The organism is Pseudomonas sp. RL_15y_Pfl2_60 (assembly GCF_963970595.1).
Lineage (GTDB): Bacteria > Pseudomonadota > Gammaproteobacteria > Pseudomonadales > Pseudomonadaceae > Aquipseudomonas.
In genome coordinates this window covers 644,875-657,630 of record NZ_CAXAOE010000002.1, presented here as the reverse complement: position 1 = coordinate 657,630, position 12,756 = coordinate 644,875, and the positions used below count along the sequence as shown (strand labels likewise).

Here is a 12,756-nt window from a genome sequence, read left to right as displayed (position 1 = left end):
TTCACTCGCCAGTGGCTATGGGCCTGTGTTGATTGGTGATCCATTCGCTCCAGGAACCTGCGTAAAGCGCTGCAAGCGGGTAGCCTGCCAGGCACAGGCTGAACAGGTTATGGCAAGCCGTCACCCCAGAACCACAGTAGGCCACCAGTTGCTCAACAGGGCGTTGCCCGAGCAGCTCGCTGAAGCGTTGATGCAGCTCAGTGGCGGGCAAGAAGCGGCCGTCACTGTCCAGGTTGTCGGTGAATGCGGCGCATTGCGCCCCCGGAATATGCCCGGCCACGGGGTCCAATGGTTCCACTTCGCCTTTGAAACGCGGCAGGGCGCGGGCGTCCAGCAAGGTCATATCTGGAGCGTTCAAACGGACCTGCAATTGCTCGGCGCTGAGCACCATCGCGCTGTCGGGCTGGCCGCTGAAGTTGCCTGCAGTCACAGGCGGCGTCTCAGTGCTGACCGGCAAGCCCGCCTCGCGCCAGGCCTTGAGGCCGCCATCTAGCAGGAAAACACCTTCGCGCTTGCCCAGCCATGCCAATAGCCACCAAGCCCTGGCGGCATAAGCGCCGGGGCCGTCATCGTAAAGAATGACTTCGCTGTGATTGTCCAGGCCAAGCTCAGCCAGTCGCTGGATCAGCGGTAGCGGCTGTGGCAGGGGGTGGCGGCCGGTGATGCCGGGTTTTATTTCACCGGAAAGATCGTCTTCCAGGTCGAGAAATTGCGCACCTTCGATATGCCCTTCGGCGAAGCTGCGTTTGCCGTAGCCCTTGTCCTCCAGCGCAAAACGGCAATCAATAATCCGCAAGTTGGGGGCTTGCAGGCGCTTATGCAGTTGTTCGGCAGTGATCAGTTGAGCGATAGGCATTTGGGTCTTCTCGGTCTGGTGGGGCAACAGGCTTTTTATCATGCTGCAAAACTCAAGCGTAGCGGCGTGGTCTTATTCATTATCGTAGCGCTTGATCCTGAGCCTTCGTTTTAAGCATCCGCCAATTGCGAGGTGAATAAAATGCTGACAATTAAACCGAGTGAACACACTAATGTCATCGAGTTTGAGCTTGATGGTGGTTTAAGTCGTGAGGAGTTTGATCAGTTGGCTGCGCGTATTGAGCAAGTCATCAGTGAGTACGGCGAGGTGCGCATTGTCGAGGTGGTCAAGCATGTGGGCGCGATCTCTCCATCTGCGCTATGGGCCGATTTTAAATTTGCTCCCAAGCACCTCAAGGATTTCTCCCATGTGGCAATAGTTGCCGACCAAAAATGGATTGGCTGGTTTAGCGAACTTGTCAAACCCCTGATGCAGGCCCAGATCCGTAACTTTGCTCTGAATGAACTTGATCAGGCGCGCTACTGGATTCGAAACGTCACAGAGAATGTCTGATTATCGAATGCCCCATTAACCACGAGAGTTAGCGCAATGCAGCCACAACCCCTGATCGCAGTTGCCGATGTGCCTGCTAGTAGCCTTTGGTACCAGCAATTGCTGGGGTGTAGGTCGGCCCATGGTGGGGCTGAGTATGAACAACTGGTCAACTCTAAGGGCCAGATGATCCTGCAGCTGCATGCTTGGGATGCGCACAATCATCGGTACCTGGGCGACAGCAGCCAGGCTTCGCGCGGCAATGGTGTATTGCTGTGGTTCCAGGTCAATGACTTTGCCGCCGCGTTGGTGCGCATTGCAGCTTTGCAAATCAAGGTGCTGCAAGGGCCGTTATTGAACCCGAACGCGCAGCACCGTGAGGTCTGGTTGCGCGACCCTGACGGTTACATCGTAGTCCTGGCCGGGCAGCACGGCGAGTTCTAAGCGTTTTAATGCGTGGAGGTCCCTTAGCGTTTTAAGCTTGGCTTCGCTGCTGTATGGTGCGCGGCATTCAATGATGTCTTTACGTGAGTTGCCAATGAAACGCTTTGTGTTGCTGGACACCGCACCTATTCCTCAAGGCAGTTCCGCGCTGTGCCTGTTCGAGTACGGCGAAGACTTTGTGATCAAGATTGCCGGTGGTGATGGCGGTCAGTTGATGAATACCCGGATGCACGGCTCAGAAGATGCCTTGGCGGCGATCCCCTGTAAAAAGATTGCAGGCCGTCCAGCGCCGCGCGTACTGATTGGCGGTTTGGGCATGGGCTTTACCTTGGCTTCAGCACTGCTGCATCTGGGCAAAAATGCCGAAGTGGTTGTGGCAGAGTTGGTGCCGGGGGTGATCGAGTGGAATCGCGGCGCTTTGGGTGCTAAGTCAGGCCACCCAATCAATGATCCGCGTACCCGAATCATTGAGGATGATGTGGCCAAGGTGCTTAACGCCGCCAAGGACGACTATGACGCAATCATGCTCGATGTCGACAATGGCCCTGAAGGCTTGACGCAAAAGAGCAATACCTGGCTGTACTCAATGGAAGGCCTGCGCCAGTGCCACAAGGCCTTGCGCAGTCAAGGTATTTTGGCGGTCTGGTCCTCAAGTGCAGATCGCAAGTTCTCCGAGAAAATCGCCAAGGCTGGTTTTAAAGCCGAAGCGGTGCAGGTCTATGCCCATGGCAACAAGGGCACACGCCACACCATCTGGATTGCCGAAAAGCAGGGTTGAGTACCCGTCATGAAATGCCCCGGTGAGGGGCCTTTGTCAGCATCGCTTTAGCGGATCTTCAGTTTGCCGATGCGGTCGTTTTCAAGGCTGCCAAGGTACAGATAGTCACCCACGGGTTTGGCTGAGGTGATCATGCTCAGGTGGCTGCCGCTGGTGTCGTGCAGGCTGCGGGTGATTTCCCCTTGCTCGTTGATGGCAATTACCAGTCCGTAGCGCGTGGCCTTGGGCCAGAACATGCGCGGCAGTTTACTGATTTGCGCTTTTAGCCATGGATGCTGGTGCAGAAAGTCTGCATCGGCTTTGCGCGGCGAAGGCATTGCCACCCAGAAGGTGCCGGCATGGTCGCTTTCAAGGTTGTCAGGCAAGCCTGGCAGGTTGTCGATAAACACATCGTGGCTGCCCGCCTTGTCGCCCTTGAGCCAGTAACGGTTGATGCGGTAGCGATAGGTTTCGTTGACCAGCAGGAAGTCTTCATTGGCGGATAGCGCGACACCGTTGGCGAAGTACAAATCCTTCATCAATACCTTGGTTTCGCCGGTGGCTGGCGTGTAGCTGAGCAAGCGACCCCATGGGCGTGCTTCGAGCAGGTCCAGTAAATAGTCGGGCTGCCCGAAGCGTGAACTGGCATCGCTGAAATAAATGGTGCCGTCACGGGCGATGGCCAGGTCATCGGTAAACTTGAACGGCAGGCCTTCAGCGCCGGTGGTGAGCACCTTGATACTGCCCTTGGGGTCGACTGAAAGCAGGCCTTTATAGGCGTCGGCAACGATCAGGTTGCCCTGTGCGTCGAAATCCATGCCCAAAGGGCGACCTTGGGTGTTGGCAAAGGTGTCGACCGTCTCGCCCTCAATGCGCACAATCCTGCCGTCTGCGAGGCCTGCATAAACGCGGCCTTGGCCATCAACTGCGGTGTCTTCCGGGCCGTGAACCTTGCCTTTGGCGATTAGCTGCGCCTTCATCAGCGTGTCATTTGGTTCAAGTACACCCGTCATGGCTGGCGCTTTGGGTGCCTGCCAGGCGACTGGATTGATCGGGCTGGGTGTGACGGCGAGGAAGACCGCAGCGCAGGCGATCAGCAGTATCAAAAGACCAAGCAGTTTTTTCATTATTATTTTCCGTATTGAGTGATGGGCGCAGCACCTTGGGACTAGCCACCAGACTACAGGTTTCGGGGCAATGGTTGGGTAACCATGCAGCTCTTTATGGTTGCATCATTCAGTCGAATGGTAGCTGCCGTGCACAATTAATCCCCTAAGCTTTTGCATGGCGACCGGTCGACGCAATGAAACACGACGCTTGTAGATTCTTATCGCTTAACCAGGCCCCCGATATACGGCGCGGGCATATATACTGCCGGACATTCAACAAGGGAGAGCCGCGTGGCGATTGATATTCAGTGGATCAATGACAACCAGAGCCTGACCCAGCACTGCGCGCAATGGCAGCGCTTGGCGTTTGTGGCCTTGGATACCGAGTTTATGCGGGTTGATACCTTCTACCCGATTGCTGGCCTGATCCAGGTTAGCGAAGGTGAACGTGCCTACCTGATTGATCCGCTGTTGATCAGCGATTGGACGCCATTCGCGGCGCTGCTCGAAAATCCCGAGGTGGTTAAGGTCGTACATGCCTGCAGCGAAGACCTTGAAGTCTTCCTGCGTCTGACTAGCAGCTTGCCCGCGCCGCTGTTTGACAGCCAGATTGCCGCGGGATACCTCAACCTTGGGTTCTCTATGGGCTATTCCCGTTTGGTGAAGGCCGTGCTGGATATTGAGTTGCCCAAAGGCGAGACGCGCTCGGACTGGCTCAAGCGTCCGCTTTCAGAGACTCAGGTCAGCTATGCAGCCGAAGATGTCCTGCACTTGGCGCATGTCTACCGTGAGTTGCAAGCAAAGCTCTCGCCTGAAAAATACCAATGGGTGCTTGAAGACTGCGCCGACATGGTCAATAACCTTGGCCGTGAAATCGAACCACGAGAGGCCTACCGCGAAGCCAAGCTGGCGTGGAAGCTGTCCCGTGCGCAATTGGCAGTGTTGCGCGAGCTCTGTGCCTGGCGTGAACATGAAGCGCGGGCGCGCAACCAGCCGCGCAATCGAATCCTGCGTGAGCACTCATTGTGGCCGCTGGCCAAGACTCAGCCGGATAACCTGCAAAGCCTGGCGCGTATCGAAGAGATGCATCCAAAGACGGTGCGTCAAGACGGCGAGTTTATACTGCAGTTGATCAAGGATGCTACGGCGCTGCCCGCCTCAGAGTGGCCGGAAGCCTTGCCTGAGCCGCTGCCGATTGAGGCATCTGGAATCCTTAAAAAGCTGCGCGCCATTGGCCAGCGAGAAGCTGAGCGTCTGGATATTGCGCCTGAGCTGATGCTGCGCAAGAAGATCCTCGAGGCACTACTCAAAAGTGGCTATCCAACGGGGCCTTATGAGTTGCCTGAGTCCCTTACCGGCTGGCGCCGTGAGTTGATGGGACAAGCATTATTAGATCGTCTGGCTAAAATCAGCGAAGCCAAAGAAGAGGAAAGGGTGTGAAGCGCATCTGCAATATCTACAAGAGTTCAAAACGCAACGAGATGTACCTCTACGTGCTCAAAAGCGATGAGCTCAAGCGTGTACCAGAATCCTTGCTGGCGGCTTTTGGCACGCCAACCCTGGCGTTCAGCATGATCTTGACCCCTGAGCGCGCCCTGGCCCGCGAGGATATTCACCAGGTGCTGGATAACCTCGACAACCAGGGCTATCACCTGCAGATGCCGCCGCAAGAAGAAGACTACATCCAGCACCTGCCCGAAGAGCTGTTGCGCCGTAATGACCCTGTATAGGTCGAAATGCTATGCGTGTACTCATTGCTGAAAAGTCCCATGCCAAATACGCCGAACTGATCAAGGCCACGCTGAGTTCAGGCTCGCCACGGCTTGAGCTGGTCGCTAGTGATGATCTGCAAGGCCTGCCGGCCCTGGCCGCGGATTGCCACGTTTGGCTGGGGCAGCCAGATTTGCTCGCAGGCCTACTGCGTAAAGGGCTAAAACCGCAGTGGCTGCAATCGACCTGGGCAGGCATCAAACCCTTGCTGGCTGATGATTTACCGCGTGACTACTTACTGAGCCGGGCGGTTGGTATTTTTGGCCAGGTCATGGCTGAGTACGTGCTTTGCCACATGCTTGCCCATGAACGGCAGATCTCGGCTCAACAAGCGGCGCAACAAGCGCAGCACTGGCGTGGAGTATTACCGCACAGCCTGGCCGGGCGACGGGTATTGATTGTAGGTTGTGGCGATATTGGCCACAGCGTGGCCTTGTTTTTGGCAGCCTTTGGCGTTGAGCTCCTAGGCGTTGCCAGCCAGGCACGTGAACAAGGGCCGTTTATTGAGGTAGCGTCGATTTCTGATCTACCGCGCATGGCAGCCCGGGCGGATTACTTGATTAACCTGCTGCCAGATACACCGGCAACTCAGGATATCTACAATAGCGAGCTGTTTGCCCTGCTTAAGCCGAGCGCCATGTTTATCAATGCCGGGCGCGGCGCAGCCGTGGTGGATGAAGATTTGGTCAGCGCGTTGCAGGCGGACAAGCTGGCGGCCGCGGTAATCGATGTTTGCCGGGTGGAGCCGTTGCCAGCCGGACATATGTTCTGGACTGGGCCGCGCTTGTTGCTCACCGGGCATAGTTCCGCCCCGACGCAGCCGGCGTTGATGGCCAAGCTGTTTGTCAGCAACCTGGAGCGCTTCCAGGCTGGACAGAGGCTTCAAGGGTTTGTGGATTTTTCTCGCGATTACTAACCTCGGTCAGGTTCGGGCATATACCCGGCCTCGGCTAGCCAGTCATTTAAAATACCCACTATCCGCCGAAGTAGACTTGGTCGCGAAAGGGCGCCGCGTTAGACTGCCGGCCTTTTCGCACCTCAATCGTAGTTGTTGGTTTTGTCATGGCCGCTAAAGTCGAACCCTTCTGGAAACGTAAAACCCTCGAACAGCTTGATCAGGCTGAGTGGGAATCGCTGTGCGATGGCTGCGGGCTGTGCTGCCTGCAAAAGCTAGAAGATGAAGACGACGGCAGCGTTTATTACACGCGCATTGCCTGCAAGCTGCTCGATCTAGACACCTGTCGCTGCACCAATTATGAAAACCGCATCAAGTTTGTGCCCGACTGCATTCAGTTGACACCGGCGCAGGCGGATCAGTTTCAGTGGCTACCACCGACCTGCGGCTATCGGTTAGTCAGTGAAGGTAAAGACCTGCCGCTCTGGCATCATCTGGTGTGTGGCGACCCAGAGGCGGTGCATATCGAGCGTATTTCGCAGTCAGGGCGCATGCTCAGTGAGAAAAACGTCGCTGAAGATGACTGGGAAGACTATTTGATTTTTCGGGCAGGCTAATATCTGCACCATTGAACATTCGCTAAGATTGTTCCCGCTAACCTGAATAAAGGCCCAGGCCGGTGATGGAATTGCCGGGTTGGCTGCTTGTCTATGTTTGGAACTGACCTCGTTTGCCATGGAGTTGCCCTGTGATGTCGATTCGTCCCCTGTTGTTGTCTGTTGCGCTGTTTGGTTTCGGCTCGCCGTTATGGGCAGCCACTAAGGTTGACCTGGATTACAACGTGCGTTTCGTGCCAGAGGATGACGTGGCCGAAGTGAGCATGACCCTGGATAAGGGCGAAGCCATCAACCGATTTTCTTTTAATCTGGGTGACGAGCAACGCTACTCGGACTTCAGCACTGAAGGCGGGGAGTGGACCCAGGAAAGCCCTGAACGCGGTATCTGGACGCCGGGCAAGGGCAAGACCAAGCTCAGCTACCGGGTGAAAATAAGCCATCCGCGCAGTGACGGTAAGTTCGATGCGCGTATGACCGAGGATTGGGCGCTGTTTCGTGGCGACAACCTGATACCCAGCGCAGCGATGCAGATTCAGGACAAGACCAACCTGGTCGCGCACCTGAAATTCGAGTTACCCAAAGGTTGGCCAAGCGTCGAAACCGGTTGGCCGCGTGTGGGTAAAAACACATTCAGGATTGACAACCCGCAGCGCAAGTTCGACCGTCCAACGGGCTGGATTCTTGCCGGTAAAATCGGCACCCGCCGCACCAAGCTAGGCGAAACCGATGTCACCATCGCTGCGCCAGATGGCCAGGGCATGCGTCGCATGGACATGCTCACCATGCTTACCTTCGTCTGGCCAGAAGCGCAGGCAGTATTCCCACGGGACCCGAAAAAGCTGCTCATAGTGGGCGCTAACGATCCGATGTGGCGTGGCGGTCTGTCAGCACCGAACTCCTATTTCATGCATGCCGAGCGTCCCGTTGTCAGTGAAAACGGTACCAGCTCATTGGTTCACGAATTGGTTCACGTGTTTACCCGTATCAAGGACACTGACAAAAGTGATTGGATCAGTGAGGGCCTGGCCGAGTATTACGCGATCGAACTGGTTCGCCGCTCGGGCGGTATGACTGAAGAGCGCTACCAGAAAGTGCGTGAACAACTGCTGAAGTGGAGCAAGCCGGTCAAGACCTTGCGCACCGAAAATTCGACGGGACCAGTCACTGCGCGTGCAGTGTTGATGTTGCAGGATTTAGACCGTGAAATCCGCAAAGCCACCAACGACCGTAAGCAACTATCGCTGGATGACGTGACTCGCGGCCTGATGCGCCTCGACAAGGTCAGCACCAAGGACTTTATCGAAATCAGCGAAAACGTCATGGGCAAGGCTTCGGACGTGCTTGATACCAAGTTGCTGAAGAGCAAATAAGTACAGCCGTAAATTGCACAGCCCCGTCTGGGCGCTTGGTGGACACGCTCCGCGTTGACCGCCCGACGGAGTGGCTTTTGCAGGGTGGGTAACGCTTTTTTACCCACCATCCATTGGCTCGAATGCTTGGCTGATGACGTGCAATCTTGGTGGACAAGCTTCGCGTTGTCACACCCTACGGAGTTGTGCCCTAGAATTTCGGCCCGGACTTGGTGTTATTTCCCTTGGCCATGCGGTCGTAAAGCACCACATTCACTGTCGCCGCAAGGTTCATGCAGCCTTGAGTGGGGATGTACACCACATCTTCACACCAGGCGCGAATTTCCTTGCTGAGCGAGCCGTCTTCCGGGCCAAAGATGTAGATCGCCCGGTCCGGGTGGGTGTATTCCGGCAGCGCGTGAGCGCCATCAACCAACTCCACAGCCACGGGGGTGCAGCCCAGCGGAATGATTTTCTGCAAGTCATCGATATTGATCAATGGAATATCAAGGTGCACGCGCTTGGTGTCGGTGACAAAGTCCTTGGCGCGGTCATAGCGGGTGCCGGTATAAAACACGCTGCTAACGCTGTAGCAGCCTGCAGCCCGCATGATAGAGCCGACGTTGTCCGGTGACTTCGGGTTGACCAAGCCAATGCAACTGTATCGTTTGTTCGCCACAGCTTGTGCCCTTTGCGCAAAAGGCGCTGATTATACGTGCAGTTGCGCGCCGGTGATTACTCTTTGCTCTTGAGCAGCGCAGCCAGGTCGGCAAATGGATTATGGGTGACCTGGGCTTTTTTCGGCGAGCCGGTCGAAGACTCAGAGAAGTACTGTTGGTCGGTGTAGCGCGAGTGCTCGTTGTCGTGGCAAAACAGGCAAAGCAGTTCCCAGTTTGAACCGTCCTGCGGGTTGTTGTCATGGTTGTGGTCGCGGTGGTGAACAGTCAGCTCACTCAGGCGCTTGCCAGAAAACTCACGGGCACAGCGGCCGCAGACATGAGGGTACATTTTCAGGGCTTTGTCGCGATAACCCTCTTCGCGGCTGCGCTGGGCGTCAGCAAGGATACGGTCGAGCTTGGCGGTGGCAGGTGGTTTTTGCGAGTTCATGCAGGTTGTCCGAGTGAGTGACCTTGCTCATTAGTTTAGCGCCAGTAGTGTTCAGCGAGAACTGTCTTGATGGGCTGCCGTCCAATGCAAGAGATAAGCACTACACTGAGGTCGAAGTACTGGAGGTCAATATGCGTGCTATCAAGCCTGTTATAACTGCTCTGGCGTTGAGCCTATGCGCTACGGCCATGACGGCGCAGGCGCAAAATTACGGCACCCTGGGTTCCGGCAGTGGTTCGTCTGCCGGCTCACCGGGCAGCCCAACCCCGCAACCCTATGAGCAGCCACGTTTACGTTCGGCGCCAAGCGCTGCGCCAGCCAGCAGTCCACGTCTGCTTAATAATTCGGTTAACCAACCGATCCGCCAGCAAAGGCCGACTACCACCTTGAGTCCGGCGGACGACCCCATTCCCGAGCTTGAAGAGCAATTGCAGCGCAATCGCGAGGGCTTCAAGCAAGAGACGAAACCCGAACAGTAGGGTGGTTGACGCCTTTTTATCCACCCATGGCTGGCGCGTCTAAGTGCGTGGTGGACAAGCTTCGCGTTGTCGCACCCTACAGATGCTTTTGTAGGGTGGGTAACGCCTTTTTACCCACCGCCCGGTGGCGCGAATATTTGGCTGAAGGTATGCGATCTTGGTGGACAAGCTTTGCGTTGTCGCACCCTAGCTAAAGCTGCTGTTCTACACGTTGGCCGTCCAGCATGCGCAAGCGCTTGGACATGGCCACGGCAATTGCTCGGACGAGTTTAGCGGCGGCCTTTGGCGATTCGTTGATCATTTTTTCCAGCGAATCCCGTGATAAAACCACCAAGGTACAGTCACTCACTGCAATGCAACTGGCTGAGCGGCGCTCGCCGTCGAGCACTGCCATTTCACCGAAGGCGCGCCCTTTGCGCAGCTTGGCGATTTCAACAGTGTCGCCACCAGAATTGGTCTTGCAGACCGATACGGCGCCGAAATGAATGACGCACATAAAGGTACCAGCTTCACCTTCGCTGCAGATCAATTGCTCTGGCTCATACTTGCTGATGCTGAAATAGCCAGCCGCAGCGAGTATGTCCGCAGGATGCAAGCTATTGAACAGGCCGCAGTCGAGCAGCATGTCGCGTATTTCGTCGATCAGGTATGAGCGGTCAGTCATCGTCGTTCAAGGCAGTTTTCGGATGGCTCAAGCATGCCAGTCCTGGCGTGTTCAAAGCTGTGAACGCCCGCACAGGCGGGTGCTCACAGGCTGTGTTGAAGCGGCTAGCCAAGCTGCAAAACCTTGAAGATAAAGGCATATTCCAGGGCGACGTCCTTGAGCGCCTGATACCGGCCGCTCATGCCGCCATGGCCTGCATCCAGCTCGGTTTTAAGCAGCAACAAGTTCTGATCGGTTTTGCTGGCGCGCAGCTTGGCCACCCATTTTGCTGCTTCCCAATACTGCACACGACTGTCGTTGTAGCCCGCAACCACCAACATGGCCGGATAAGCCTGTGCGCGGACATTCTCATAAGGGGCGTAAGCCTTGATGGTCGAATACACTTCGGGTTGGCTCGGGTCACCCCATTCATCGTACTCGGTGACGGTAAGTGGCAGGTCTGGGTTGAGCATGGTGTTGAGCACATCAACGAAAGGCACTTCAGCAATGGCAGCGGCAAACAGATCGGGCCGCTGGTTGAGTACTGCGCCCATGAGCAGGCCGCCAGCGCTGCCGCCGCTGATGACCAACTGCTCGCGGCGGGTGTAACCGCCAGCGCATAAGTGCTCGGCGCAAGCGATAAAGTCATCGAAGCTGTTGTGCTTGTGCTCAAGTTTGCCTGCACGGTACCAGGCTTCACCCAGCTCACCGCCGCCGCGCACATGGGCGATGGCAAATACCACACCGCGATCAAGCAGGCTCAGACGTGCGTGGGAGAACCATGGGTCGAGGCATTCGCCATAGGCGCCATAACCGTAGAGATACAGCGGGGAGGGCGTGCCGATCAGGTCTTTGCGTGCGACCAGGCTGATCGGGATTTGCTGACCATCCGCCGCCGTGGCCCAGACCCGTTGGCTGACATAGGCATCGGCATCAAACCGGCCTTCGACCGGGGTTTCCTTGAGTACTTGTTGCTCACCTGTGGCCAGGTTCAGTTGGCGAATCTGGGCAGGGCGATTCAGCGCCTCATAGCGCAGGCGCATGTTGTTGCTCTCGAACTCCAGCGCATCCTGTACATACAGGCTGTAAGCCGCATCAGGCAGGCTGACGCGGTAGGTCGGTAAGCCATTGGGCGTCACTTCTATGACCGGCAAGCCGCCTTCGCGCAGGCTAAGCAGCAATGCATTGGCATTGAGCGTCATGCCGTCGATCATCACCTGTTGATCATGGGCGCGCAGCTCAATCCAGTGATCACGGGTGAAGTTATGCTCGGGCGCGCGGTACAGCGCAAAGTTGATACCGCTTTGGTTGCTGCGAATAAACCACTGCCACTCGCCATTGTGCAGGCCGTGGTCAACGTCGTATTCGTGATCTTCCTGGCGCGGGGCAACGCAGCTAAAGGCTTGCTCGGGTGTTTCGGCATCCAGTACCCAGACTTCGCTGGTGGTCTTGCTGCCCATCATCAGGATCAGCTTGCGTTCCGATGAAGCGCGGTAGCAGTGCAGGAAGAACCGCCCATCGGGCTCATGAAACACCAGCTCGGCCTTATCGCAGCCCAACGAGGTGCGGTACAGCTTGTGTGGGCGATGGGTTTCATCGAGCTCGACAAAAAACAGCGTTTGGCTGTCGTTGGCCCAAGTCATGCTGCCATCACAGCCTTCAAACGCCAGGGTCTGGACGCTGTTGTCGCTGAGTTGCTTGACGTGCAGCTGGTAAATTTCTTCGCCGCTGGTATCGGTGCTGTACGCCAGGCGCTGATGATCAGGGCTAATGCTGAAGGCACCGAGGGAGAAGAATCCGCCGTCGGCCAGTTGGTTGGGGTCGAGCAGCAGTTGCTCGCTGCTTTCATCGACAATATGGGAGCCATCTGCCGGGCGTTTGCAGCGGTAATGGCGCGGGTATTCATCACCGGCGGTGGTGCGCTGGTAGTACAGATAAGGCCCCCAAGGCGAGGGCAGCGACAGGTCGGTCTCGCGGATGCGGCCTTTGATCTCTTGGAAAAGACGCTCGCGTAGCTCGGCCTGATCGCCTAGTTGAGCCTCAAGGTAGTCATTTTCGGCCCGTAAATACTGGAGAACATCTTCACTGTCGCGGTTTTCCAGCCAGCGATAGGGGTCGCTGCCCGCTTCACTGCGGGCGATAGGGGCGTTGGCCATGAATAACTCCAGAATCATTGAGTACCGACAGCAGGGGCGCCGTTGGACGTAAAAGTCGCTATCATAAGGGCCACCATACATC

Annotated in this window: 15 protein-coding genes; 9 read left to right on the top strand and 6 right to left on the bottom strand. The window is 56.5% G+C overall.

Features of this window, described 5'->3' with window-relative positions:
* Position 1: 1 nt before the first annotated feature.
* Complete coding sequence (locus AACY26_RS08110) at positions 2-856, bottom strand: sulfurtransferase (protein ID WP_339512786.1); 855 nt, start codon at positions 854-856, stop codon at positions 2-4.
* 141 nt (positions 857-997) lie between these two features.
* On the opposite strand from AACY26_RS08110, the gene AACY26_RS08105 reads away from it, so the two are divergent.
* The 3 genes from AACY26_RS08105 (at position 998) to AACY26_RS08095 (ending at position 2,570) form a co-directional block, all read left to right on the top strand.
* Positions 998-1,369: a SpoIIAA family protein gene (locus tag AACY26_RS08105; protein WP_339512784.1), complete on the top strand. Its 372-nt coding sequence runs from the start codon at positions 998-1,000 to the stop codon at positions 1,367-1,369.
* 36 nt (positions 1,370-1,405) lie between these two features.
* Entirely contained in the window at positions 1,406-1,792 is a 387-nt protein-coding gene (locus AACY26_RS08100) for a VOC family protein (protein WP_339512782.1), read from the top strand.
* Positions 1,793-1,886: 94 nt separating this feature from the next.
* Entirely contained in the window at positions 1,887-2,570 is a 684-nt protein-coding gene (locus AACY26_RS08095; protein WP_339512780.1) for a spermidine synthase, read from the top strand.
* 47 nt (positions 2,571-2,617) lie between these two features.
* On the opposite strand, the gene AACY26_RS08090 is transcribed toward AACY26_RS08095, so the two are convergent.
* Entirely contained in the window at positions 2,618-3,676 is a 1,059-nt protein-coding gene (locus AACY26_RS08090; RefSeq protein ID WP_339512778.1) for an SMP-30/gluconolactonase/LRE family protein, read from the bottom strand.
* A 273-nt stretch (positions 3,677-3,949) separates the two neighbouring features.
* On the opposite strand from AACY26_RS08090, the gene rnd reads away from it, so the two are divergent.
* The 5 genes from rnd (at position 3,950) to AACY26_RS08065 (ending at position 8,310) form a co-directional block, all read left to right on the top strand.
* Positions 3,950-5,098, top strand: a complete 1,149-nt coding sequence (gene rnd / locus AACY26_RS08085) for a ribonuclease D (RefSeq protein WP_339512776.1) — start codon at positions 3,950-3,952, stop codon at positions 5,096-5,098.
* Positions 5,095-5,388 (top strand): YcgL domain-containing protein, encoded by a 294-nt coding sequence (locus tag AACY26_RS08080; protein WP_339512774.1) that lies wholly within the window; start codon positions 5,095-5,097, stop codon positions 5,386-5,388. Before rnd ends, AACY26_RS08080 begins: the two co-directional genes overlap by 4 nt.
* A gap of 11 nt (positions 5,389-5,399) precedes the next feature.
* A complete protein-coding gene (locus tag AACY26_RS08075) occupies positions 5,400-6,344 on the top strand; it encodes a D-2-hydroxyacid dehydrogenase (RefSeq protein WP_339512772.1) in 945 nt (314 codons plus the stop codon).
* 146 nt (positions 6,345-6,490) lie between these two features.
* Positions 6,491-6,940, top strand: a complete 450-nt coding sequence (locus AACY26_RS08070; protein WP_339512770.1) for a YcgN family cysteine cluster protein — start codon at positions 6,491-6,493, stop codon at positions 6,938-6,940.
* Between the two features lie 134 nt (positions 6,941-7,074).
* Entirely contained in the window at positions 7,075-8,310 is a 1,236-nt protein-coding gene (locus AACY26_RS08065; protein ID WP_339512768.1) for a hypothetical protein, read from the top strand.
* Between the two features lie 190 nt (positions 8,311-8,500).
* On the opposite strand, the gene AACY26_RS08060 is transcribed toward AACY26_RS08065, so the two are convergent.
* Both AACY26_RS08060 and AACY26_RS08055 read right to left on the bottom strand, forming a co-directional pair.
* Positions 8,501-8,968 carry an RNA methyltransferase gene (locus AACY26_RS08060; protein WP_010483143.1) on the bottom strand — a complete coding sequence of 156 codons (468 nt, stop codon included), beginning with the start codon at positions 8,966-8,968 and terminating at the stop codon, positions 8,501-8,503.
* Between the two features lie 56 nt (positions 8,969-9,024).
* Positions 9,025-9,396 carry a YajD family HNH nuclease gene (locus tag AACY26_RS08055; protein ID WP_089358868.1) on the bottom strand — a complete coding sequence of 124 codons (372 nt, stop codon included), beginning with the start codon at positions 9,394-9,396 and terminating at the stop codon, positions 9,025-9,027.
* A 131-nt stretch (positions 9,397-9,527) separates the two neighbouring features.
* Between AACY26_RS08055 and AACY26_RS08050 the strand changes: the two genes are divergently transcribed.
* Positions 9,528-9,875, top strand: coding sequence for a hypothetical protein (locus AACY26_RS08050; RefSeq protein ID WP_339512761.1), 348 nt, complete (start codon positions 9,528-9,530; stop codon positions 9,873-9,875).
* A gap of 190 nt (positions 9,876-10,065) precedes the next feature.
* Here AACY26_RS08050 and AACY26_RS08045 read toward each other — a convergent pair whose 3' ends face one another.
* Positions 10,066-10,539, bottom strand: a complete 474-nt coding sequence (locus AACY26_RS08045) for a cyclic nucleotide-binding domain-containing protein (RefSeq protein WP_339512759.1) — start codon at positions 10,537-10,539, stop codon at positions 10,066-10,068.
* A 104-nt stretch (positions 10,540-10,643) separates the two neighbouring features.
* Entirely contained in the window at positions 10,644-12,674 is a 2,031-nt protein-coding gene (locus AACY26_RS08040) for a S9 family peptidase (protein WP_339512757.1), read from the bottom strand.
* Positions 12,675-12,756: the final 82 nt, after the last annotated feature.